24 protein-coding genes and 1 tRNA gene are annotated in these 19,959 nt (G+C 65.0%); 15 read left to right on the forward strand and 10 right to left on the reverse strand.

Going from position 1 to position 19,959, the window contains the following annotated elements; genetic code table 11:
* Nucleotides 1-3: 3 nt before the first annotated feature.
* The 3 genes from SynRS9909_RS13160 (at nucleotide 4) to SynRS9909_RS13170 (ending at nucleotide 1,874) form a co-directional block, all read left to right on the forward strand.
* A complete protein-coding gene (locus tag SynRS9909_RS13160; RefSeq protein ID WP_007101242.1) occupies nucleotides 4-762 on the forward strand; it encodes a hypothetical protein in 759 nt (252 codons plus the stop codon).
* Nucleotides 763-776: 14 nt separating this feature from the next.
* Nucleotides 777-1,355 (forward strand): chorismate lyase, encoded by a 579-nt coding sequence (locus SynRS9909_RS13165; RefSeq protein WP_186593850.1) that lies wholly within the window; start codon nucleotides 777-779, stop codon nucleotides 1,353-1,355.
* 90 nt (nucleotides 1,356-1,445) lie between these two features.
* Entirely contained in the window at nucleotides 1,446-1,874 is a 429-nt protein-coding gene (locus SynRS9909_RS13170) for a hypothetical protein (protein ID WP_038001789.1), read from the forward strand.
* Here SynRS9909_RS13170 and SynRS9909_RS13175 read toward each other — a convergent pair.
* The 3 genes from SynRS9909_RS13175 to SynRS9909_RS13185 all read right to left on the reverse strand — a co-directional run bounded on the left by SynRS9909_RS13175 (nucleotide 1,844) and on the right by SynRS9909_RS13185 (nucleotide 3,649).
* Nucleotides 1,844-2,365, reverse strand: coding sequence for a DUF1269 domain-containing protein (locus SynRS9909_RS13175; RefSeq protein WP_007101239.1), 522 nt, complete (start codon nucleotides 2,363-2,365; stop codon nucleotides 1,844-1,846). The genes SynRS9909_RS13170 and SynRS9909_RS13175 overlap by 31 nt on opposite strands.
* Before the next feature lie 47 nt (nucleotides 2,366-2,412).
* Nucleotides 2,413-2,958 carry a hypothetical protein gene (locus SynRS9909_RS13180; protein WP_007101238.1) on the reverse strand — a complete coding sequence of 182 codons (546 nt, stop codon included), beginning with the start codon at nucleotides 2,956-2,958 and terminating at the stop codon, nucleotides 2,413-2,415.
* A 106-nt stretch (nucleotides 2,959-3,064) separates the two neighbouring features.
* Nucleotides 3,065-3,649 carry a SprT family zinc-dependent metalloprotease gene (locus tag SynRS9909_RS13185; RefSeq protein ID WP_007101236.1) on the reverse strand — a complete coding sequence of 195 codons (585 nt, stop codon included), beginning with the start codon at nucleotides 3,647-3,649 and terminating at the stop codon, nucleotides 3,065-3,067.
* A 68-nt stretch (nucleotides 3,650-3,717) separates the two neighbouring features.
* Between SynRS9909_RS13185 and SynRS9909_RS13190 the strand changes: the two genes are divergently transcribed.
* The gene (locus tag SynRS9909_RS13190) at nucleotides 3,718-4,137 is read left to right on the forward strand and encodes a hypothetical protein (protein ID WP_007101235.1); all 420 of its coding nucleotides are present in this window, start codon (nucleotides 3,718-3,720) and stop codon (nucleotides 4,135-4,137) included.
* A 10-nt stretch (nucleotides 4,138-4,147) separates the two neighbouring features.
* Entirely contained in the window at nucleotides 4,148-6,232 is a 2,085-nt protein-coding gene (gene ligA / locus SynRS9909_RS13195; protein WP_007101234.1) for an NAD-dependent DNA ligase LigA, read from the forward strand.
* A 32-nt stretch (nucleotides 6,233-6,264) separates the two neighbouring features.
* Here the strand turns inward: ligA and SynRS9909_RS13200 are convergent, their stop codons facing one another.
* Nucleotides 6,265-6,540, reverse strand: a complete 276-nt coding sequence (locus SynRS9909_RS13200; protein WP_007101233.1) for a hypothetical protein — start codon at nucleotides 6,538-6,540, stop codon at nucleotides 6,265-6,267.
* 72 nt (nucleotides 6,541-6,612) lie between these two features.
* Between SynRS9909_RS13200 and SynRS9909_RS13205 the strand changes: the two genes are divergently transcribed.
* On the forward strand, nucleotides 6,613-6,786 hold the full coding sequence (locus SynRS9909_RS13205; RefSeq protein ID WP_007101232.1) for a hypothetical protein: 174 nt from the start codon (nucleotides 6,613-6,615) through the stop codon (nucleotides 6,784-6,786).
* Here the strand turns inward: SynRS9909_RS13205 and SynRS9909_RS13210 are convergent.
* Complete coding sequence (locus SynRS9909_RS13210; protein ID WP_240307739.1) at nucleotides 6,762-7,394, reverse strand: TVP38/TMEM64 family protein; 633 nt, start codon at nucleotides 7,392-7,394, stop codon at nucleotides 6,762-6,764. The genes SynRS9909_RS13205 and SynRS9909_RS13210 overlap by 25 nt on opposite strands.
* Before the next feature lie 138 nt (nucleotides 7,395-7,532).
* On the opposite strand from SynRS9909_RS13210, the gene SynRS9909_RS13215 reads away from it, so the two are divergent.
* Entirely contained in the window at nucleotides 7,533-8,603 is a 1,071-nt protein-coding gene (locus tag SynRS9909_RS13215) for a mechanosensitive ion channel family protein (RefSeq protein ID WP_007101230.1), read from the forward strand.
* Nucleotides 8,604-8,815: 212 nt separating this feature from the next.
* Nucleotides 8,816-9,469, forward strand: coding sequence for a Uma2 family endonuclease (locus SynRS9909_RS13220; RefSeq protein WP_007101229.1), 654 nt, complete (start codon nucleotides 8,816-8,818; stop codon nucleotides 9,467-9,469).
* Nucleotides 9,470-9,520: 51 nt separating this feature from the next.
* Here the strand turns inward: SynRS9909_RS13220 and SynRS9909_RS13225 are convergent, their stop codons facing one another.
* A complete protein-coding gene (locus tag SynRS9909_RS13225) occupies nucleotides 9,521-12,265 on the reverse strand; it encodes a valine--tRNA ligase (protein ID WP_007101228.1) in 2,745 nt (914 codons plus the stop codon).
* Between the two features lie 77 nt (nucleotides 12,266-12,342).
* Between SynRS9909_RS13225 and SynRS9909_RS13230 the strand changes: the two genes are divergently transcribed.
* Both SynRS9909_RS13230 and SynRS9909_RS13235 read left to right on the forward strand, forming a co-directional pair.
* Nucleotides 12,343-13,605 (forward strand): extracellular solute-binding protein, encoded by a 1,263-nt coding sequence (locus SynRS9909_RS13230; RefSeq protein ID WP_050752473.1) that lies wholly within the window; start codon nucleotides 12,343-12,345, stop codon nucleotides 13,603-13,605.
* Nucleotides 13,602-14,876: a mechanosensitive ion channel family protein gene (locus SynRS9909_RS13235; RefSeq protein WP_007101226.1), complete on the forward strand. Its 1,275-nt coding sequence runs from the start codon at nucleotides 13,602-13,604 to the stop codon at nucleotides 14,874-14,876. The genes SynRS9909_RS13230 and SynRS9909_RS13235 overlap by 4 nt, the downstream gene beginning before the upstream one ends.
* Here SynRS9909_RS13235 and SynRS9909_RS13240 read toward each other — a convergent pair.
* Both SynRS9909_RS13240 and SynRS9909_RS13245 read right to left on the reverse strand, forming a co-directional pair.
* On the reverse strand, nucleotides 14,800-15,453 hold the full coding sequence (locus tag SynRS9909_RS13240) for a 2OG-Fe(II) oxygenase (RefSeq protein ID WP_007101225.1): 654 nt from the start codon (nucleotides 15,451-15,453) through the stop codon (nucleotides 14,800-14,802). The genes SynRS9909_RS13235 and SynRS9909_RS13240 overlap by 77 nt on opposite strands.
* A complete protein-coding gene (locus tag SynRS9909_RS13245; protein ID WP_007101224.1) occupies nucleotides 15,444-15,923 on the reverse strand; it encodes a hypothetical protein in 480 nt (159 codons plus the stop codon). The genes SynRS9909_RS13240 and SynRS9909_RS13245 overlap by 10 nt, the downstream gene beginning before the upstream one ends.
* Nucleotides 15,924-15,978: 55 nt before the next feature.
* Between SynRS9909_RS13245 and SynRS9909_RS13250 the strand changes: the two genes are divergently transcribed.
* From SynRS9909_RS13250 to SynRS9909_RS13260, 3 genes are read left to right on the forward strand one after another with little or no spacing between them, the layout of a single operon-like run.
* Nucleotides 15,979-16,236, forward strand: a complete 258-nt coding sequence (locus tag SynRS9909_RS13250) for a hypothetical protein (RefSeq protein WP_038001783.1) — start codon at nucleotides 15,979-15,981, stop codon at nucleotides 16,234-16,236.
* Between the two features lie 8 nt (nucleotides 16,237-16,244).
* Entirely contained in the window at nucleotides 16,245-17,174 is a 930-nt protein-coding gene (locus SynRS9909_RS13255) for an oxidoreductase (RefSeq protein WP_007101222.1), read from the forward strand.
* A gap of 24 nt (nucleotides 17,175-17,198) precedes the next feature.
* Nucleotides 17,199-17,606, forward strand: a complete 408-nt coding sequence (locus tag SynRS9909_RS13260; protein WP_007101221.1) for a transcriptional repressor — start codon at nucleotides 17,199-17,201, stop codon at nucleotides 17,604-17,606.
* A gap of 6 nt (nucleotides 17,607-17,612) precedes the next feature.
* Here SynRS9909_RS13260 and SynRS9909_RS13265 read toward each other — a convergent pair.
* Nucleotides 17,613-17,684 (reverse strand) — tRNA-Val (locus SynRS9909_RS13265).
* 56 nt (nucleotides 17,685-17,740) lie between these two features.
* On the opposite strand from SynRS9909_RS13265, the gene SynRS9909_RS13270 reads away from it, so the two are divergent.
* Both SynRS9909_RS13270 and mazG read left to right on the forward strand, forming a co-directional pair.
* Nucleotides 17,741-18,268 (forward strand): metal-binding protein, encoded by a 528-nt coding sequence (locus tag SynRS9909_RS13270; protein WP_007101220.1) that lies wholly within the window; start codon nucleotides 17,741-17,743, stop codon nucleotides 18,266-18,268.
* A gap of 38 nt (nucleotides 18,269-18,306) precedes the next feature.
* Entirely contained in the window at nucleotides 18,307-19,149 is an 843-nt protein-coding gene (gene mazG, locus SynRS9909_RS13275; RefSeq protein WP_007101219.1) for a nucleoside triphosphate pyrophosphohydrolase, read from the forward strand.
* Here mazG and SynRS9909_RS13280 read toward each other — a convergent pair.
* A complete protein-coding gene (locus SynRS9909_RS13280) occupies nucleotides 19,135-19,890 on the reverse strand; it encodes a dienelactone hydrolase family protein (protein ID WP_007101218.1) in 756 nt (251 codons plus the stop codon). The genes mazG and SynRS9909_RS13280 overlap by 15 nt on opposite strands.
* Nucleotides 19,891-19,959 lie beyond the last annotated feature (69 nt).

The following is a 19,959-nucleotide window of genomic DNA, read 5'->3' on the forward strand; positions in this document are numbered from 1 at the left end:
GCAGTGCCACCACGCCTTTCCACCTCCAGGGCCTACTGGAACCTGCGTGCCGAGCAGGTGATGGATCGGGTGTTCAGCGATGGCGAGCGAACACTCGAGGCAGTGCAGGTGCGGGTGGATCCTGCGCCCCTCAACGTTGAACCCACAGAACGCACGCCCCCTGAATCCAGAGCAACGGGCTGGTGGCACCGACGGCTGCTACTGCTGCTGTTTGCCGTCCCCACGGTCGCGAGTGTGGCCATCAGCCTCTGGCTGGCCCGGAACTGGCACACCACACAGGCAGCCCTGAATCGTGAACGAGATCTGCAGCTGATCGAACGGGTGCGCAACCTGCCGCCCACCACCGCGGAGCCCCAACCTGCCAGCGCGACCGCCGGCGACCCCATCCAGCTCCCCGCCAGCCTGGAGCCGGTGATGATTCCGCTGCCGGCCAGTCCCCTTCCCAGCGACCAAGCCCCGGCGGCAGAAAGCCCGGTGACAGCCAGCCCGTCAGTCGCCACCGCTCCGCGCACTGACACCGCTCCGCGTACTGACACTGCCCCGCAACCGGCTGCTGCGCCGGAACCGCTGCTGGTGGGGGTGGTGCATGCGGGTGGTGGCAAGGGCTCGGCGATTTTCCGGCTCGACCAGCTCTCCCTCTCCGCCACCCCCGGCGAGCTGATCGGCAACAGCGGCTGGCGCCTCCACTCCGTGCAGGCCAGTGGTGCCGTGATTGAACGCCAGGGCCAGCAGCGCAACCTCACGGTGGGAGGCGCCTTCTGAGCAACGCCTCAGCCCTGCTGCCCTCACCGGAACCGCTCTGGGATGCTGCCACCGCGGCGGTGATCGGCGGCGACGGCCCCTGGGATCTCCCCGGTCCCTGGCGCCTGCTGTTGCTGGGAGACGGCAGCCCCACCCGCCATCTGCGCCTGCTCACAGGTCATCCGGTGGCCGTGCGCCTGATCGCCATGGAGGCCGACGTCACCATGGCAGGGGCGCCACGGGAAGTGCGGGAGCTGCGTCACCCCCTCCTGCGGCGCCAGGTGTGGCTCGCCTGCGGCGGTCAGACCCTGGCCTGGGCCGAGAGCTGGTGGAATCAGGCCGAGGCCGACCAGCACCTGCAGGACCGCGACCTGCCGATCTGGTTGAGCCTCACCCAGGGGCGTTCGGAACTGTTCCGCGAGGTGGATGGGCTCGCCTTGGTGCAAAGCCCCTGGCTGGAGACGGGCTTCGCTGCAGGCGGTCCGTTCTGGAGCCGCCACTACCGCTTCTTTCGCCAGGGCCGGGAGCTGACGGTGATCCGCGAGGTGTTCAGCCCTGCTCTGGAACAGTGGCTGGGCCCAGCACCGCGGGATGCACTTCACCTGACGTCATGAAGGAATGGATCGGATTGTCCCGTTTTCCTCTTGACAACTTGCGGTGAAATGTGCTGGGCCCATCATGGTGGCAACCGCCCACCCGATCCGATGGCACACCGCACCTGGCTGAGCCTCTCCGAACTGGGGCAGCTCTTCGGCATTTCCGCCCGTCACTGTGAACGGGCCCTCGATCAGGCGGGCTGGCTCGACCGCCACGGCCGGCCCACCCCGGCCGCCATCGAAGCCGGCGCCGCCTCGCTTCAGGGCCCCCAGTGTCACCCCCGTGGATGTCGCTGGAACGGAGAGGTCTGCCGTGACCTGCTGATAACCCGGGGGTACAGGCCTGTCAGTCGTGATCAACACGTGAAGCAGTGGGTGGCTCTCCTGGAGGCGATGACCGAAGGCTCAGCCGCCATCAATGCCACCGCCGATCAGATGGCGGAAGATCTTCCCGCTGAGCTGGTCGACGACGTCAATGCCCAGCTCAATCAGCGCGGCTGCCCCTATCAGGCCAGGCGCAGGGCTTCCGCCTGCTGACGGGCCTTCTCCAACTGCTCCCGCAGGCTCTCCTCATCGGCATGGCTCAGGCTCGTCTGAATCAGACGGGCGTGGGGAGCATGGCGACGCAGCTTCTCGATCACCCGATCGGCCGTTGCCTCACGCACCAAAAGGGCCAGCGCCGCCGTTCCCTTCGGCAGGGTCTCACCGAGATCGCGCAGGAACTGATCATTGATGCCCATGTCGCTGAGGGCTCCCGAAGCGGCACCAGCACCGGCTCCCACCGCCAGACCGAGCAGGGGATTGGCGAAGAGCAGACCCACCAACATGCCCCAGAAGCTGCCGCCCACCGCACCGGCAGCCGCCAGGTTGATCGCCTGCCGCAGGTGGACGTGACCATCCTCGGCATGCTCGAGCACCACCGCATCCTCCAGCGCAATCAGATGCTCCTGCTGAATGCCCACCAGCTCACGGCGGACGTCTTCAGCCTCCTCCACCTTGGGGAAGCCCACCACCACAAGATTGCTCATCGGGCCATCGCAGGTGTCCGAAGACTAAGCACACCAACACACAGTGCTCAGTCGCGGCGGCGACTCGACCGGGGCAGGGAACGACGACTGGAGGGCGCCGGCTCCACTGGCGCCCGTCGGGGTTGGGAACGCTCCACGGGTCGCTGCCAACGGTCCACCCGAAAGTCGCTCTCCTCGGGCCAGGCGTCATCTGGCCAAGTTTCATCCCGGGTCACAGCTGGCTGAAGCGACTGCGGCGTGGGGGGAATCCGGGCCGGTTGCCGCCTGGAGATCGCCTCCAGCGGACGTTTGGCCCTGGACGGCTGCTTGGCCCTGGACGGCTGTTTGGCCCTGGATGGCGAAGCCATCGATCGTTGCGGTGACATTGACGTCGGCAGAGGTGCATCGGACTGCCAGACGTCACGGCCGTCATCCTCTTCATCGAGCAACCAATCGATCTTGTCGCCCACCCAGCGACCCACTGCGTCGAGGCGGGCCGACGTTCCCCTGCCGGAGCGGCGACCGGGGCGTGTGCCAGCGACACCATCCACGAACTGCCGTCCGGTTTCAATCCACTGATCGAGGCGCTGGGCCTGTTGCCGTCTTGCATCCATGCCCTGACGTTACCGACGCCGGCGGCGCAACCAACACTCCCGTCGCCAACCCACCAGGGCGATGCTGATCCCTGCGCACTGCAGCACCAGAAGAAACAGATCCATCTCAGCCATGCCGGCACTCGGCGGCCTGGTCAGATGCTGGATCCCCACCCCCATAGGGCTCGAAGCGCAACAGACAACTGGAGTGCCAACGGCCGCCATGGTGACGCTCGCAACAGCGGCGACAGGCCGCCTGGCGCAGACGCCGCCGATAGGGCAGCTGATGACCGCAGCGGGGACAGACCGCAAGCCAGCGGGGCGGCGTGACCGGCACGGGAAATCGATGGCGGATGCTCACCACGAAGCGATCCTGTGCAGCGTTGATCGCGGCCATCCGCGCCCGGAACTGGGGTCCGTGGCTCTCGCGTCGGCCCAAGACCAGATCCACCCAGGCATGAATCATCTCGTGGCAGAGCGTGCTTTCCGTCGCCGCCCTCGGCAAAGGCTCCAACAAGGGCCGAGACAGGACGATCTCGCGACCGATGGGGGGTGCCACCGCAGGGCCGCGGCGATACAAGCCGGCGGTCCGGGTCATGCGTCCATCACTCCAGCGCACCGCCAACAGAGGGTGCGGCCCCCGCACCAGGCTGCCGTCGAAGTGCTCACGGTTCAGACGGTGAAACAGGGGGAGCAGGGGCTCCAGAGACACAAGACAGGGCGGCACCGGTGGTCAGCAGTCAGTCAGACTCACTGCGCATCGTCAACTGCGTGCCGCGGATGGATCTGGCTCTGGTTCGGGAACTCGGAAGCAAGGCCCTGTTGGCCGGCGCTGGAGCCCTGCTTCTTTACTGGACGATCACGGCGGTGAAGCTGGTGCTCAGCGCCCGCGGCATCAATCCGCTGATCAAGCAGTTTTTCACCCAGGTGGCGGCCGGACGTATCGATGCCGCCTATCTGCTCACCACCAAGACCTACCGCCAGCACGTGAACCGGCAACAGTTCATTCGCTTCCTCGCCGGCCTGAAACTGAATCGATTCCGCAACCTGAAGTCGGGCCGGCCGCGCATGCAGGAAGGCAACATCATCCTCACCGTGAAGCTGCTGGCTGACAACAAGGAGGAACTCCCGCTCGACTTCACATTCACCAAAGTGGAAGAGTCGTGGCGCATCGAACGGATCAACCCTGTGAAGGCCTGATCCAGCAACGATGACGCGCCCATCCGGGGAACGGGCACGGGAGCTGCGCACCCTGCTCAATCGCGCTGCCCACGCCTACTACGTGCTGGATGCTCCCGAAATGGAGGATCCGGTGTATGACCGGCTCTACCGGGAACTGGTGGAACTCGAACAGGCGGATCCCAGCCTGTGCAGCCCCGACAGCCCCACCCAGCGCGTCGGTGGGCCACCTGCCGCGGGCTTCCAGAGCGTGCGCCATCGCATCGGCCTGCTCAGCCTCGACAACGCGTTCAACATCGGCGAGCTGGAGGCCTGGTATGCCCGGCTGCTCCGGGTGCTCGACCGCGAGCCTGGCGCCGGCGCCCCCCTGCCGGCGCTGCCGATGGTGGGGGAGTTGAAGATCGATGGCAATGCCCTGGCCCTGAGCTACGAGCAGGGCGTTCTGGTGCGGGCCGCCACCCGCGGCGACGGCGAGCAGGGCGAGGCCATCACCGCCAATGTGCGCACGATCGGCGCCGTGCCGCTGCGGCTCCAGCTCGAGCAGCCACCGGAATGGCTGGAGGTGCGCGGCGAGGCCTTCATCCCCGATGGCACCTTCAGCGCGATCAACGCGGAACGGGAGGCCCGCGGCGAGGCCCTGTTCGCCAACCCGCGCAATGCCTGTGCCGGCACCCTGCGCCAGCTCGACCCGAAGGTGGTGGCGGCGCGGCGTCTCGATTTTTTCGCCTACACGCTGCACCTGCCGGAGGGCTGGCAGGCGGGCGCCGGCGATCCGGCTCGGCCCAGCAGCCAGTGGGAGAGCCTGCAGTGGCTGAAGCGGGCGGGCTTCAAGGTGAATCCCAACGCCGAACTGCTGCCGTCGCTGGCGGCGGTGGAGGGGTTCTTCGCCCAGTGGCAGGAGGGCCGCAAAGCCCTGCCCTATGCCACCGACGGCGTGGTGGTGAAGCTCAACGACCTGCGTCTGCAGGATGCGGCCGGTTTCACCCAGAAGGCACCGCGCTGGGCGATCGCCCTCAAGTACCCGGCTGAGGAGGCACCCAGCAAGCTGCTGCGTCTGACCTGCCAGGTGGGCCGCACCGGAGTGGTGACGCCGGTGGCAGAGTTTGAGGCGGTGCCACTAGCGGGCACGAGCGTCAGCCGCGCCACCCTGCACAACGCCGATCGCCTGGCGGAACTGGATCTGCACGCCGACGACACGATCGTGGTGCGCAAGGCCGGCGAAATCATCCCCGAGGTGGTGCGGGTGCTCACGGAGCTGCGGCCAGCGAATGCAGCGCGACTCGAACTGCCCCACACCTGCCCGGAATGCGGCTCGGAGCTGGTGCGCGAGGAGGGTGAAGCGGCCACCCGCTGCGTGAACAGCAGTTGCCCGGCGATCCTGCGCGGCGCCCTGCGCCACTGGGTGAGCAAGGGGGCGCTGGATGTGGATGGGCTCGGCAGCAAATTGATCGAGCAGCTGGTGGACCGGGGCCTGGTGAGCTCGATCGCCGATCTCTACCGGCTCGACGGGGCACTGCTGGCCAGCCTGGAGCGCATGGGCCAGAAGAGCGCCGACAACCTGGTGGCCGCCCTGGCCGCCTCGAAAGCGCAGCCCTGGCATCGGCAGCTCTATGGGCTCGGTATTCACCATGTGGGGGAGGTGAACGCCAAAGCTCTCGCTGCCGCCTTCCCCAGTGCCGCGGATCTGGCCGCAGCCGCCGCGGATCACGCCGACGCGATCACCGCCGTGTTCGGCATCGGCGCTGAAATCGCCCAGAGCCTGCAGCAGTGGTTCGCCACCGCCGCCAACCTGAACCTGCTGGCTGAGCTGGAACGCCTGGGCTTCAGCCTCTCCAGCAGTGAAGAAGAACTCCAGGCCGCCGCGGAACGCAGCGCCGCCAGCGCTCAGCTCAGCGGCCAGACCTTCGTGCTCACCGGCACCCTACCCAGCCTGAGCCGCAGCCAGGCCAAGGAACTGATCGAAGCCGCCGGTGGCAAGGTGAGCGGATCGGTGAGCAAAAAAACCAGCTACGTGGTGGCCGGCGAGGAGGCCGGAAGCAAACTCAGCAAGGCCGAAAGCCTCGGGGTTCCGGTGCTGGATGAGGCAGGGCTGCAGGCTTTGCTGGCTGCAAGCTGACACAGAAACTCAAGCCCACCGGCCCTCTGCACCTAGCGATAACCGGGCCGATTCACTGGACCACCGGCATTCGGCCCCACCCCTGGGCCGGCAGCCGGACGCAATCCCGCTCCCGGCGCTCCGTAGCCCACACCCGGGGAAGGATTGACCACCGGTCCGCCCGGACGGGCATCGACACCCACTGGCTCGACCTCCACACAGCCTGGGGGATAGCCGGGGCCGGTGCACACCACCGCAGCCTTGAGAGGACTCGCGGCCAGCACACTCAGCCCAGCCAGCGCACCGGCGAAAGAACCACATCGACCCATCCAGACCTCGACATCTCAGAGATCTCCATCCTGACCGCGGCAGGGGCGACGCACCATCCATAACCTGACGGAATGGAACAACCTGCCATCCACCGCTGGATCAAAACCGAGTGCGGCCGGGCGAAGTACGCGGAGCTGGCAGCCAGGCCGGGCCCCTTGGCACGGCTACGTCTGGGCTGGTTTGTGCTGATCGCGGCGCTGCGCGACTGGGCTCTAAGCAATCACCCCGGCCGCTCTGCCTCCTGAAGCGCCTTGCGGGCCGCCCGGCCCACCAGCCACACCACCGCCACCGTGGCGAGAATCCCGGTGATGCGCAGCGCCCAGGTGGCGGGATCGGCCTCGCCGCTGAGCACCTCGCCGAAACGGGCCACGTCGCCGGCGAGCGCTCCTAACCCGCAGAACAGGATCGTGCCCGGCAGGATGCCAATCAGACCGATCGTGTAATCGCGCAGGCTCACCTCACTGAGGCCATAGGCCAGGTTGAGCAGCGAAAAGGGGAAGGCCGGTGAGAGGCGGGTGAGCAGCACCAGCTTCAGGCCCTCACGGCTCACCGCCCGTTCCACCGCCTGCAGCTTCGGCAGTCCGGCGAGGCGGCGCTGCGCCCATGCCCGCAGCCAGGTGCGCCCCAGCAGAAAGGCCGCCTGCGCGCCGAGGCAGGCGCCCACAAACACGATCAGGGTCCCCCACCAGGGGCCATACAGGGCACCCGCGAGCATCGATGCCCACACCCCTGGCAACAACAGCGTCACCCAAAGGGCATAGAGGGGCACGAACGCAACAGCACCGACGGGAGACTGCAAGGCGGGCAGCAGCGCCTGCAAGATCTCGGCCAGGGACACGGCTTGCAAACTCACTGGCTTTCCAAGCGGGGGAAACAACCCACGCTGCCAGGCCCAGAGCAAACAGTTGCCAGCACCGTGGTTGACCGATAGGGTCACCGCCTCAGTCGCAACCGTCTCATCACCGATTTACAGACTACCGCGATCCACAACGTGGAGTTTCTGCAGACCACCTCAGGCCTGCTGACCGGCACTGCGCTGCTCGGCGGCCTGTGGTTGATGCTGCAGCTGCTCGGACGCCATGGCCGCAACCTCGGCAACAAACTCGCCCTGGCCCTACGCCGTCCAGTGCTGATCGGTCTGGGCCTCACCCTCTACGCCACCTGGCTGACCCAGCTGATCAATCGCGAAGTCGCTCTGGTGAGCCAGCAGATGCTCAACCGCTTCTCACTCACATTGCTGATCGGCACGATCAGCTGGGCCAGCCTGAACGTGGGCCATGCCTTCATCCGCTCGGGGCAGATGCGCCGCTGGCTAGCGATGAAGGACCCCAAGGATCAGGCCATGCTGATCAATTTAATGGGGAGGATGTACACCATTCTCGCGCTGCTGTTCACCGCAGCGGCCCTGATGGTGAACTTCGGCATCCCTTCGGCTGCAATCGCCACCATGCTCGGCGGCGCTGGCATCGGCATCACCTTCGCCACCCAGCAGGTGAGTCAGAATTTCCTTTCCGGCTTCATGCTGTTCTTCAATCGTCCGTTCAAGGAGGGCGACTGGATCTGCGCCGATTCCTTTCAGGGAACGGTTGAAAAAATCGGCTGGTATTACACCAGGGTGCAAACATTTGACCGCAGGCCGCTCTTCATCCCGAACTCGGTATTCGCGACAAGCCCGATCGAGAATCCGGGCCAGATGTACAACCGCAGAATTCTGGCCAATATCAGCCTGCGCTACGAAGACCTCGGCCGCATCGCCGGCATCACCACCGATGTGCGCCAGCTGCTTGAACAGCATCCCGACATCGATCAGAAGCAGACCATCTTGGTGAACTTCAACGAATGGGATGCCTCCTCGATCAACATGATGGTGTATTGCTTCACCAAAACAACGGTGTGGCGAGAGTGGCTCGACATTCAACAATCCATCTTCCTGGAGATCGCTGCCATCGTGCAACGCACCGGTGCTGACTTTGCTTTCAACTGCACCACGCTGTACCCAGCGCCGGAATCCGACGGAGCCGCACTGTCCAACCTGATCGCTCGCCGAAATCAGGCGGCCTGAGCTCGTCGCGAACGCTGGCCAGGGCGTAGGCGTCTGGATGCGGTACGACGGGCGGCAACGGGCCAGAGCCTCCTCGGCTTCAAGGTTCTTGGCATTGAGGCGGGATGAGCCGGCCATCTCCAGGGAGAGCGAGCTCGAATCATCACCCAGAAACTGCCGACCAGCTCGCAACCTGCAATCGCCTTAAGCTGAACCCAGAACGCGTCGGGGAGATGACACTCGCCCCACCACCATCCACTGCCGCAGCTCCTGCGGCACCCCTGCCACCTCTGCTGCTCCCTCCCGCTCTGCGCCTCAGCCCCGAGCAGTTCGCCCTGGTGTGCGACGCCAACCCCGAAGCGGTGCTGGAACTGGCGGCGGATGGCCAGCTGATCGCAATGACTCCCACCGGCGGCGACACCAGTGCGCGCAACAGCCTCCTGATCACCCGGTTGCAGATCTGGGCCCTGGCTCAAGGGGGCTGGAGGGTGTTCGACAGCTCCGGTGGCTTCCGCCTGAGCGATGGCTCGGTGCTCAGCCCGGATGCGTCCGCCGTGCGGCTGGAGCGCTGGCAGGCCCTCACGCCAGAGCAGCGGCGCGGCTTCCCGCCGCTCTGCCCCGATCTGGTGATCGAACTGGCCAGCCCCAGCGACCAGGGGCCTCGTGGCGCGTCGAGACTTCGCCGCAAGATGGGCAACTACCTCACCAATGGTGCCCGACTGGGCTGGTTGCTGTTTCCCGAGCAGCAGGCCGTGGAGATCTGGCGGGCTCCTGCCGACCCCGCAGCAGCAGCGACACCCGAGCGGTTAGCACCGGCAACCCTTCTGGAGGAGGGCGAACTGCTGCCCGGGCTGCGGTTGGACCTTTCGGAGTTGTGGGCGGTGTGAGCCGAGGCCAGACGACGAAGCGCGCCAGCAGCTGCACCGCCGCAGCTGGCCTCAGCCCAGATCCAGCAATCGCTTGCGCGCCAGCTCGGCCTGAGCTTCAGCTTCGGCCAGATTGGCTTTGCATTCCGCCACCACCTCTGCCGGTGCCTTATCGGTGAAGTTGGGATTAGCCAGGCGGCCGCTCAGTCCCTTGATCTCCTTCTCGGCCTTGGCGATGTCCTTCTCAAGGCGGCCGCGCAGGGCGTCGAGGTCGACGAGGCCCTCGATCGGCAACATCACCTGCAGTTCGCCGCTCACACCCGCCAGCGCCTTGGTCACCGGGGCCGCATCGGCCTGCCGCGGTGTCATCACATCAACGCTCTCAGCGCGCGTGAGCGCGGTGATATCGGCCGTGGCCTCTCCCAGCACCACCGCCAGATCGCCACGCCCCGTGATGAAGCGAACCGGAACGGATTGCGATGGCTTCAGCCCCGCCACGGCCCGAAGGTTGCGCACCACCCGAATCGCCGCGATCAGCTCGGAGAACGCAGCTTCCAGCCCGTCATCCAATGCCGCTGCATCCAGCGCCGGCCAGGGCTGCAAGGCCAGGAAAGTGGTCTCCCCAGCCCCCGTGACGCTGTGCCAGAGCTCCTCGGTGAGATGGGGCATCAAGGGGTGCAGCATCAGGTGCATCTGACTGATCACCTTGACGAGCACCTGTCGGGCAGTGCGCTGATCGGCCAACGCCTCAGGAGAAGGCGCCTCACCTGGATTGAGCCGACGCTTGCTCAACTCCAGATACCAATCGCAGACATCATTCCAGGCGAATTCATACAACCCCTTGGCCGCTTCACCGAGGCCATAGCTGCTGTAACGCTCGGCTGTTTCACGGTTCACCCGGGCCAGACGCGACAGGATCCAGCGATCCGCCAGCTGCAAAGCCGCAGGCTCAGGCTCGCCAAGGCTGGCGGGGGTCTCGCCACCGAGATTCATCAGCGCAAACCGGGTGGCATTCCAGAGCTTGTTGGCGAAATTGCGCGCCGCCTCCACCGTGGCGGAGGTGTCGGTCTTGCGGTCGTAATCGAGGCGGATGTCCTGGCCGGCGCCGGCCACCTCCCGCACGAGAGCAAAGCGAAGAGCATCCGTGCCGTAGCGCTCGATCAGCAGCAGCGGATCAATGCCATTACCCGCCGATTTACTCATCTTGCGGTTCTGCTCATCCCGCACCAGGCCGTGGATGTAGACGTCCTTGAAGGGCATCTCACCGGTGAAGGCGCCCGCCATCATCGTCATCCTGGCCACCCAGAAAAAAATGATGTCGAAGCCGGTCACCAGGGTGCTGGTGGGATACCAGCGCTGCAGATCAGCGCTGCCTGTCTCCGGCCAGCCCAGGGTGGAAAACGGCCACAGCCCACTGGAAAACCAGGTGTCGAGCACGTCTTCGTCCTGCTCGATCTGCGCGGCAGGGCCGAACTCCGCCTTCGCTTTCTCCAGGGCCTCGGCGTCGTTGCGCGCCACCACGTAAGGCGTGGTGTCGGTGTAGTTGCCACCGGTCTCGCTGATCACAAACCAAGCGGGGATGCGATGGCCCCACCAAAGCTGGCGACTGATGCACCAATCACGGATGTCGGTGAGCCAGTCGCGATACACCTTTTCCCAACGCTCGGGGATGAAACGGGGGGCCTGTTGCGCCAACGCCTCCCGGCAGCGGGCAGCCAGAGGCTCGGTCTTCACGAACCACTGGGTGGAGAGCAGAGGCTCCACCGGCACCTTGCCCCGATCGGAGTAGGGAACGCTGTGCCGGTGGTCTTCCACCTTCACGAGCAATCCCTCAGCGTCCAGCGCCGCCACCACCGCCTTGCGCGCCTCAAAACGATCGAGTCCCTCGAAACGTCCGGCATGGGCATTCATGCTGCCGTTCTTCCGCATCACCGTGATCTGGGGCAGGCCATGGCGCTGACCGATCGCAAAGTCATTGGGGTCGTGAGCGGGCGTCACCTTGACGCAACCGGTTCCGAACCCCTTCTCCACATGCTCATCAGCGATCACGGGGATCTCCCGCCCCACCAGCGGCAGGGTCAGGGTCTGACCGACCAGATGGGCATAACGCTCGTCGGTGGGGTTCACGGCCACCGCCACATCACCGAGCATCGTTTCCGGCCGCGTGGTGGCCACCTCCAGATGGCCCTCACCGCTGCTGAGGGGGTAACGGAAATGCCAGAGGTGGCCGTCCACCTCCTTCATCTCCACCTCCAGATCACTCACGGCTGAGCCGGAGGCGGGGCACCAGTTCACCAGATATTCGCCGCGATAAATCAATCCCTGTTCGTGCAGACGCACAAACGCTTCCTTCACGGCCTCGCTCAGCCCCTCATCAAGGGTGAAGCGCTGGCGCTGCCAATCCACCGAGTAGCCGAGACGACGCAGCTGATCGACGATGCGGCCACCGCTTTCGGCCTTCCACTGCCAGGCTCTCTCCAGGAACGCTTCCCGGCCGAGGTCGTGGCGCGTCTTGCCCTCCTCCTTGAGCTGCTTCTCCAGGAGCGTCTGCACCGCGATTGAGGCGTGATCGGTGCCGGGCAGGCACAACACATTGCGGCCCTGGAGGCGCTGGAAGCGCACGATCGTGTCGATCAGGGCGGTGTTGAAGGCATGGCCCATGTGCAGGCTGCCGGTCACGTTCGGCGGCGGAATCACCACCGAGAAGGGATCACCCGGCGCGGCCGGATCCGGGTGAAACGCCCCGTGGCTCTCCCAGGCCTGCTGCCACCGGGCTTCCGTGCCCACCGGGTCATAGGTCTTGGCCAGCTCGGACACGGGAGACATCCATACAGCCGCGTCATGCTCGCAAAGTGCGGACAACCGGCGAGAATTCGCCTGATTCACGCACCGCCGTGTTCCGCAAGCGCCATCTGCTCCAATGTCGCCGCGTCCAGGGCCCGGCCGCCATTGCCGCCCTGGCCCTGGCACTCTCCGGCTGCGGCCGACTGGGCGCCTCGTTACCGGTCAACCTGTATGTGGCGGTCGGCCTTGAAGACACAAACGTCATCAGCGAAAGCAACCACCGCTTCTTCCGGGAGCGCGTCGCCATCGCAGTCAAGGAATTCCGACGGCTCAACCCCTCCATCCATGTGCAGCTGGCGCTCTACCCAGAAAGCAGCCTGGTGGAACGAATCGAGAGACGTAACGCCGCAGATCTTGGTCCAGATGTGATCTTGAGCGATGCCTACATGGCCAAGACCCTCTACAAAGCCAAGCTGACGACATCCATTCCCTTTGACAAAGAGCTAGAGGCAAATATCTTTTCAAGCATGCTGCAACGGGTGACCGGCGCCGATCGACAGATCGTCGCCCAACCGTTTGTTCTCTATCTCCAGCTGGCCTGCTTCAATCGGCGCGCATTGCCCCAGCCCCCGCGCACAACCCAGGACCTGCTACGCATCAGCGCCGGCGGCAAAAACTTTGGACTGTCGTATGACTCTGCCCAGATCTTCTGGACAGCAGGCAGCCAGGGGGCCCTACCGGCACTGAATCGGATCGAGCAGAATCAGCCGATCACCCCGCAGGACCGGGACTCGATCACCGCCTGGCTGGCCTGGCTGCAGCAGGCCGCCGCACAGCAGCGGATTCAGTTCTTCGCCAATGAGATGGAACTCAAGCTCGGTCTGCAGAAACGGGAGCTCGACTGGATCACCTGCAGCAGCGCCGATGTGGAGGAACTGAAGGCCAAGCTCGGTGACGATCTCGGGGTCAGCGCTCTGCCCCATGGCCCCTGGCACGCAGCCAGCCCCCCCAACCGCCTGCGCGTGCTGAGCCTGGGCGAAAACTCCAGCCCACGCCAGCGGAACGCCGCCATCACACTGATGGATTACCTGCTGCAGCCGCAGGTACAGCGCAATCTCACGCTGCGCTCTCTGTCGTTTCTTCCCGCGAACAGACACGTCAGGGTGCCGATCAAAAGCTCTTCGATCCTGCAAGCGATGGTGACCTCGCGCAAACAATCAGCCGCAGCATCTGAGTTTCTCAATCACTTCAACCTCAACAAAAAGCTCCGCTCCGGCATGACCACAATCCTCACCCCACTGATCTTCGGCATCAACACACCGGAAGAATCCAGCGACAACTTGATCCTGTTTCTGGCGAACGCACGGCAATGATGGAATTATTCGCGGAAGCACTTGGCTGGCTGGGCTACCTGGAACGCTCCCAGGTGGCTGCTCAGGTGGGCTTGATCGTGCTGATTGCCGCTGGCGCTCACCTTCTTCAGCAACCGCTTTTGCGCCGAAGGGTGCCGCGACTGTTGCGCGCCCTGATCGGACCAACCGTGGCAGCGGTGATGATCCTGATCCTGCAGCAACACAATCACGCCAGCGGCCTGATGCGGTTCCTCACCGCAGCTTGGCTGGGCTGGGTGCTGCTGCTGTTTCTCGAACGCGGTCTGCTGCGATTGCTGCCGCCCCAACGCGTGCACGAACTGCTCAGCCGTCTGCTGCGCCCGCTCTACCTGCTCGCCATCCTGCTGCTACTGATCAATCGCCTCGACAGCCTGCAGGATCTGGCTGTGATCAGCGTGGGCCAGTTCTTCGGCACCCCCCTCACCCTCGGCAAATTATTCAGCTCCCTGTTGGTGAGCTACCTGCTGCTGATCGGCAGCGGCCCGCCAGCGGCAATGGTCGCCTGGATGCTGCAGAAGCTGATCGGCTACAGCGACGGCAGCCGCAAGGCCCTGGAGCTGATCATCCGCTATGCCGTGGTCGGCGTCGGCATCACCGCCGTCGGGTTTCAGATCGGGCTCAACACCACCGCCCTGGTGGCGATCGCTGGCGGCCTGTCCGTGGGCCTGGGCTTCGGGATCAAGGAAGTATTCTCCAATTTCATCAGCGGGATCTGGCTGCTGTTCGAAGGATCGGTGCGTCCCGGCGAAGTGCTGATGCTGGATGGAGATCCCTGTGAGGTGCGCCGACTCGGCCTGCGGGCCACCTTGCTCTGGCGAGATCGCGACAACGCCGAACTGCTGATTCCCAATCAGATGTTTTTCACCGCTCAGGCCACCACCTACACCGCCAGCGACCGGATGCGTCGCAGTGAAATTCGCATCGGCGCCGCCTATCGCCACGACCCCCGCAGCGTGATCCAACTGCTGGAGGACACCGCACGCAGCGTGCCCCGGGTGCTCGACCATCCTGCTCCACGGGCGCTGCAGGTGGCTTACGGCGATTCAGCGATCACCTATTCCCTGCGCTACTGGATCGCCAATCCGATGGACAACATCGGCATCATCAGCGAAGTGAACCAAGCGATCTGGGTTGCGTTCCGGCGCGAGAGCATCGAGATTCCCTTCCCGCAACAGGTCAATACCATCCTGGCGCCGCCTCAACCGAAAGACCGGCCAGACGCTCCAGAAACGACTGCCGCGACCCCGCATTGATCCAACCGGTGGCAATCGTTTTGCTGTGGGTGTGATTCACGCGCCCGCGGTGAATGTGCGAAGGGCCGGCGGGAAAAATCACCAGTTTCCCCCGTTCCGCATCTTCATGGTGCTGCTGCCAGTGGAATTCCGTGCCCGCCTCAGGCACGCTGTTGCAGTAAAGAATCCAGGCGAGCACCCGGTGCACCGGCTCGGTGGCCTCATCACCAATCGTCCAGTCGCAGTGCCACTGCCGGAATCCCTCGCCAGGCGCATACCGCTGCAGGTTGAAAATCGGCAGCACAAACAACTCCTGATCGGGGCAAACCTGGCGGAACAACGGTCGCTCCTGCAGATAGCGATCCAGGGCGGCGCTGACGCCACGAACGATCACCTCAGCCAAAGCGAAGGCTTCAGGATCGCTGCGATCGATCGCCACCAGGCTGATATCGGTGCTCACCTTGGCGGGTTCGGCGGCATCCGCCGGCCCAAACGCCACACCAGGACGCTGCAGATCAGGGCGACGGTCAAAAAACGCCATCACGCCATCGGCGACGGCGCCGTAACCGGCATTGCTGTAACGGGCGATCAGGTCCATGGGATCGCCACCACCGCATCCAGCTGCTGCCAACGCTCCCGATCCGACGTGACCCGATCCAGCAGTCCGATCCGCTCCAGAGCCACCACCAAACGTTCCTCAGCCAGAACCGAGGAATCCTGAGGTGCCAACGACAACATCAGCACCTGCTGCTCGGCTGGATCCGCCAGCACCTGCAGCTCCAGATCGGTGAGGTCACGTTCGAAGAACACCCGCCGCAACCGACCGGTGAGCCGCGGCCCCAGGGCCGACGCAAAGCCTTCCAGGGCATCCCGCTCTCCCGACAAACCACAGTTCAGGGCCAACCAGATCAGCAACTTGGCCCAGCTGTCTGCGGTCCAGAGAGGCTCAAAGCTGTCCCGATTCCGGCGGATCAGCTCCAAAAGGGCGAAATCCACCAATGTGGCTTGCAGCTGGGCCTCTGAGGGCTGGGACTCGCCGGGCTGCTGTTGGCTGGAGCGCTGCGTCATGCCTGCCATCCTCCCCTCCAGAGGTCAGACTGTCGTGGAGATGACCGTCAAGGCCATGACCCTGGATCTCAACGATCCCGAACTCGAGTTCTCCGACCTCGTTTACGCCTACCAAAGCTGGGTGATGGCGGTGATCAATGACGAAAAGCTGGACAGCGACGACCAGCTGCTCACTGAAGAGATCACCGAGGATGCGCTCAATGCGATGCGCTTCCTTCCCGGTGAAGTGACCAGCGCGATCGAAACCAGCCTCGCCCGCGTCTACGACGTGGATGCCGATGAGCTGGCCAACCTGCTGTTCCCGGAAGACTGAATCTCCGCATGGGCTGGTCCGCAGCCGACATCCCCGATCAACGGGGTCGTCTCGCCTTGGTGACCGGAGCCAACAGCGGCCTCGGCCTGGAAACCACCCGGGCCCTGCTCGCCCACGGCGCCACCGTGCTGATGGCCTGCCGCAACCGGGAACGGGGGGAAACGGCACGCCGGAGCCTGAGCGATCAGAGCGCCTCAAAGGGGGGCAGCATCGAGCTGCTGGATCTCGATTTGGCCGATCTGGAGAGCGTGGATCGCTGCGCACAAACGGTTCGCCAACGCTTTGGCCGCCTTGATCTGCTGATCAACAACGCCGGAGTGATGGCTCCACCACGGCAGTGCAGCCGGCAGGGTTACGAGCTGCAGTTCGCCACCAACCATCTCAGCCACATGGCGCTCACCAGAGCGCTGCTGCCGCTGATGGAGGGGCAGCCGGATGCACGGGTGGTCACCGTCACCTCAGGAGCCCAGTATTTCGGCCGGATCGCCTGGGAGGATCCCAACGGCGAGCAGCGTTACGACCGCTGGCAGGCCTACGGCCAGAGCAAACTGGCCAACGTGATGTTCGCGCTTGAACTCGACCGGAAACTCCGTGATCGAGGCAGCAGCATCCGCTCCCTGGCGGCCCATCCCGGCTTGGCGCGCACCAACCTGCAACCAGCGTCGGTTTCGGCGAATGGCTCCCGGCTGGAAGCCCTGGCCTATCGCCTCATGGATCCCTTGTTCCAGAGTGCGGCCATGGGAGCCCTCCCCCAGCTTCATGCCGCCACTGCTGCATCAGCCCAAAGCGGGGAGCACTACGGCCCAAACCGCCTGGGGGGTTTGCGGGGCTACCCCAAACGTCAACGTGTGGCTCCCGCCGCCGAAGACCCCCAGCAACGGGAGCGGTTGTGGGACCTCAGCCTCAAGCTGATCGAAGCCGGCCCGGCACTTCGCTAGACCACCTCCGGAGCGACACCACCGATGGCCATCCATCCCACCTCAGCCAATGCGCGACAACAGCGGCTGCTGGACGAACTCGAGCGCTGCGGCGATGAGATGAGCGGCCAACAGCTGCATCGCGTGCTGCAGGACGGCAACCAACCGATGGGACTGGCCACGGTGTATCGCCACCTGCGCCTGCTGCAGCAACAGGGACTGGTGCGCTGTCGCCACCTGCCCAATGGCGAAGCGATGTATGCACCACTCGGCCGGGATCGCCATCACCTCACCTGCGTGAGCTGCGGCCAGACCCGGGTCTTACCGCAATGCCCGATTCACGACCTGACGGTGCCGGAGGAGCAGCGACAGGATTTCGCACTGCTCTTCCACACCCTCGAGTTCTTCGGACTCTGTTCGCACTGCCAGAGTCAGCAGGAAGTCACTGGATGAAGGGCATGGGCGATGCCGGGATCGAACCAGCGACAATCTGCTTGTAAGGCAGGTGCTCTACCGCTGAGCTAATCGCCCCTGCTGCCGATTGTGCCTGAGGGCGGCACGCTGGGTCCAACGCTGTCCTCCTCCTGATGACCTCCGGCCGGGACCATGACCGTGCCACGACGATCGCCAGCCTGCCCCTGGCACTCCTGCTGATGCCGATTTTCGGAGGCGGAGCGGCAGCTCTGGGAGGCCTGACGTTTCTGATCGGTGGCCTCTGGCTCTCACCCGACCTCGACACCCACTCCCGCGCCTTCCAGCGCTGGGGACCGCTACGGCCGCTGTGGTGGCCCTACCAACGGCTGTTGCGCCATCGCTCCCTGATCTCCCATTCCCCGGTGCTCGGTAGCGCCGGTCGGCTGCTGTATCTGGCCGGCCTGATCGCCGGGCTGGCCTGGCTGCTCCAGCCCTGGGGTACCCCCAGCCCCGGGGAGCTGAGATCGGCACTGGCCAGGCTGTGGCAAGACCAGCGCGCCATGAGCCTGGCCATGCTGTGTGGGCTGGAAGCCAGCGCCTGGCTGCATTTGATCCAGGACGGCGACCCGGTGCCACGCCTGCCTCGGTTGCTGCGCCGCCAACGCCGCAGGCCCCGCCGCCGCACGAGGCAACGACGCTGAGCAGTGCGAGGGTGGCTCCATCGCCTGAATGCCAGCCCATGGCCGCCGATTCCGCCACCAGCGCTGCCCTGCACGAGCTGATCGCCGTGGTGGCCCAGCTGCGCAACCCAGAAGGGGGTTGCCCTTGGGATCTGGAGCAAACCCATGCCTCCCTGGTGCCCTACGTGCTGGAAGAGGCCCACGAGGTGGCCGATGCGATCCGTCACGGCGATGACACCCACCTCAAAGAAGAGCTCGGTGATCTGCTGCTGCAGGTGGTGCTCCATGCCCAGATCGCCCAGGAGGAGGGCCGATTCGATCTGGCACAGATCGCCTCAGGCATCAGCGAGAAGCTGATTCGCCGCCACCCCCATGTGTTCGGCGATGCCGAAGCAGCAAACAGCGCCACCGTGAAGGCCAACTGGGAGGCGATCAAAGCGGCGGAACGGAGCGCCGACCCTGCCGGCGAACCCTCCGCGAGCCCCCTCAGCGATCGTCTCGCGGGCAAGGTGCGCGGCCAGCCCGCCATCGCCGGTGCCATGACCATCTCCAAAAAGGCCGCCGCGGCCGGCTTCGAGTGGGAGGCCATGGCCGGTGTGTGGGAGAAGGTGCACGAGGAGCTCGATGAGCTCAAGGAGGCGGTGGCGAGCGGCGACAACAACCACGCCCAGGAGGAACTCGGCGATGTGCTGTTCACCCTGGTGAACGTGGCCCGCTGGTGCGGCATCGACCCGGAAGCCGGCCTGGCCGGCACCAACCGCCGCTTCCTCGATCGCTTCTCCCGCGTGGAGGCCGCCCTCGGCGGCGACCTGCAGGGCCGCAGCATCCAGGAGCTGGAAGGTCTGTGGCAGCAGGCGAAGGCCGAGATCCGGGCCGAAGAAGCCTCTCTAGCAGCCGACTGATCCGCCAAGTTCCTGATCAAGAAAACCGATCACTTCAGCCCAAGCCTGGTCAGCCAACTGAGGATCCCAACGGTCACCGTCATCGCGCAGAAATGTGTGATTGGCTTCGTAAAGAAGTGTCCGATGAGAGAGATCGGGCAAGGCCTCGAGAGTCGAAAGAATCCCAGCCCGCGCGTCCGCCGGTACATGGGGATCCAGACTGCCGAAAATGGTGAGCAAGGCACCTTTGATCTCCCCTGCCCTCTGGATGCTGTCGGCAGGAGTCGAGCCCAACGTCCCGTCCTGCAAACCAGTGGGATAAACGCAGGCGCTCGCTCGCACATCGGTCCTGAAGGCAGCCCGGAAGGCCAGGTGACCACCGATGCAAAAGCCGAGAGAGCCAAGCCGTCGAGCATCCACCCATGGTTGAGCGCCAAGCCAGGCCAGTGTGGCCGCGGTATCGGCGTCGTAGGCAGCAATCGGTGTGTTGCGAGCGTTGTGATTTCCCCGCAGCCGGCCGAGCGCATCGGGCTCGATCATCGTTCCGATCGGTTCGCGACGATGGAAGATCTCTGGTGCTGCCACCACATAGCCATAACCGGCCAATCGATCCGCCAGGCGGGTCATGGGGGCGCCGAGCTGATAGATATCGGAGAAAAACACAATCCCTGGCCAGCAACCCGACGTCACCGGCTGTGCCACATAGAGCCGCATCAGGCTGCCATCCACCGTGAGGCCGACCGAATCACGAGAAATGCGCATGGGAGAAACCACCCGATCGAATGACCGTAGGAAGACCGAACGGAACTGTCAGCAACCGTGGAAAACCTC

The sequence above is a fragment of the Synechococcus sp. RS9909 genome, from assembly GCF_014279595.1.
Taxonomy (GTDB): Bacteria; Cyanobacteriota; Cyanobacteriia; order PCC-6307; family Cyanobiaceae; genus Synechococcus_C.

Excerpts from the sequence above, each read along its gene's own strand:
- SynRS9909_RS13170 (WP_038001789.1), top strand. The coding sequence starts at position 1,446 with ATGGCACACCGCACCTGGCTGAGCCTCTCCGAACTGGGGCAGCTCTTC.
- SynRS9909_RS13175 (WP_007101239.1), bottom strand. The coding sequence starts at position 2,365 with ATGAGCAATCTTGTGGTGGTGGGCTTCCCCAAGGTGGAGGAGGCTGAA.
- SynRS9909_RS13180 (WP_007101238.1), bottom strand. The coding sequence starts at position 2,958 with ATGGATGCAAGACGGCAACAGGCCCAGCGCCTCGATCAGTGGATTGAA.
- SynRS9909_RS13190 (WP_007101235.1), top strand. The coding sequence starts at position 3,718 with ATGGATCTGGCTCTGGTTCGGGAACTCGGAAGCAAGGCCCTGTTGGCC.
- ligA (WP_007101234.1), top strand. The coding sequence starts at position 4,148 with ATGACGCGCCCATCCGGGGAACGGGCACGGGAGCTGCGCACCCTGCTC.
- SynRS9909_RS13200 (WP_007101233.1), bottom strand. The coding sequence starts at position 6,540 with ATGGGTCGATGTGGTTCTTTCGCCGGTGCGCTGGCTGGGCTGAGTGTG.
- SynRS9909_RS13205 (WP_007101232.1), top strand. The coding sequence starts at position 6,613 with ATGGAACAACCTGCCATCCACCGCTGGATCAAAACCGAGTGCGGCCGG.
- SynRS9909_RS13220 (WP_007101229.1), top strand. The coding sequence starts at position 8,816 with ATGACACTCGCCCCACCACCATCCACTGCCGCAGCTCCTGCGGCACCC.
- SynRS9909_RS13235 (WP_007101226.1), top strand. The coding sequence starts at position 13,602 with ATGATGGAATTATTCGCGGAAGCACTTGGCTGGCTGGGCTACCTGGAA.
- SynRS9909_RS13240 (WP_007101225.1), bottom strand. The coding sequence starts at position 15,453 with ATGGACCTGATCGCCCGTTACAGCAATGCCGGTTACGGCGCCGTCGCC.
- SynRS9909_RS13245 (WP_007101224.1), bottom strand. The coding sequence starts at position 15,923 with ATGACGCAGCGCTCCAGCCAACAGCAGCCCGGCGAGTCCCAGCCCTCA.
- SynRS9909_RS13250 (WP_038001783.1), top strand. The coding sequence starts at position 15,979 with ATGACCCTGGATCTCAACGATCCCGAACTCGAGTTCTCCGACCTCGTT.
- SynRS9909_RS13255 (WP_007101222.1), top strand. The coding sequence starts at position 16,245 with ATGGGCTGGTCCGCAGCCGACATCCCCGATCAACGGGGTCGTCTCGCC.
- SynRS9909_RS13260 (WP_007101221.1), top strand. The coding sequence starts at position 17,199 with ATGGCCATCCATCCCACCTCAGCCAATGCGCGACAACAGCGGCTGCTG.
- SynRS9909_RS13270 (WP_007101220.1), top strand. The coding sequence starts at position 17,741 with ATGACCTCCGGCCGGGACCATGACCGTGCCACGACGATCGCCAGCCTG.
- mazG (WP_007101219.1), top strand. The coding sequence starts at position 18,307 with ATGGCCGCCGATTCCGCCACCAGCGCTGCCCTGCACGAGCTGATCGCC.
- SynRS9909_RS13280 (WP_007101218.1), bottom strand. The coding sequence starts at position 19,890 with ATGCGCATTTCTCGTGATTCGGTCGGCCTCACGGTGGATGGCAGCCTG.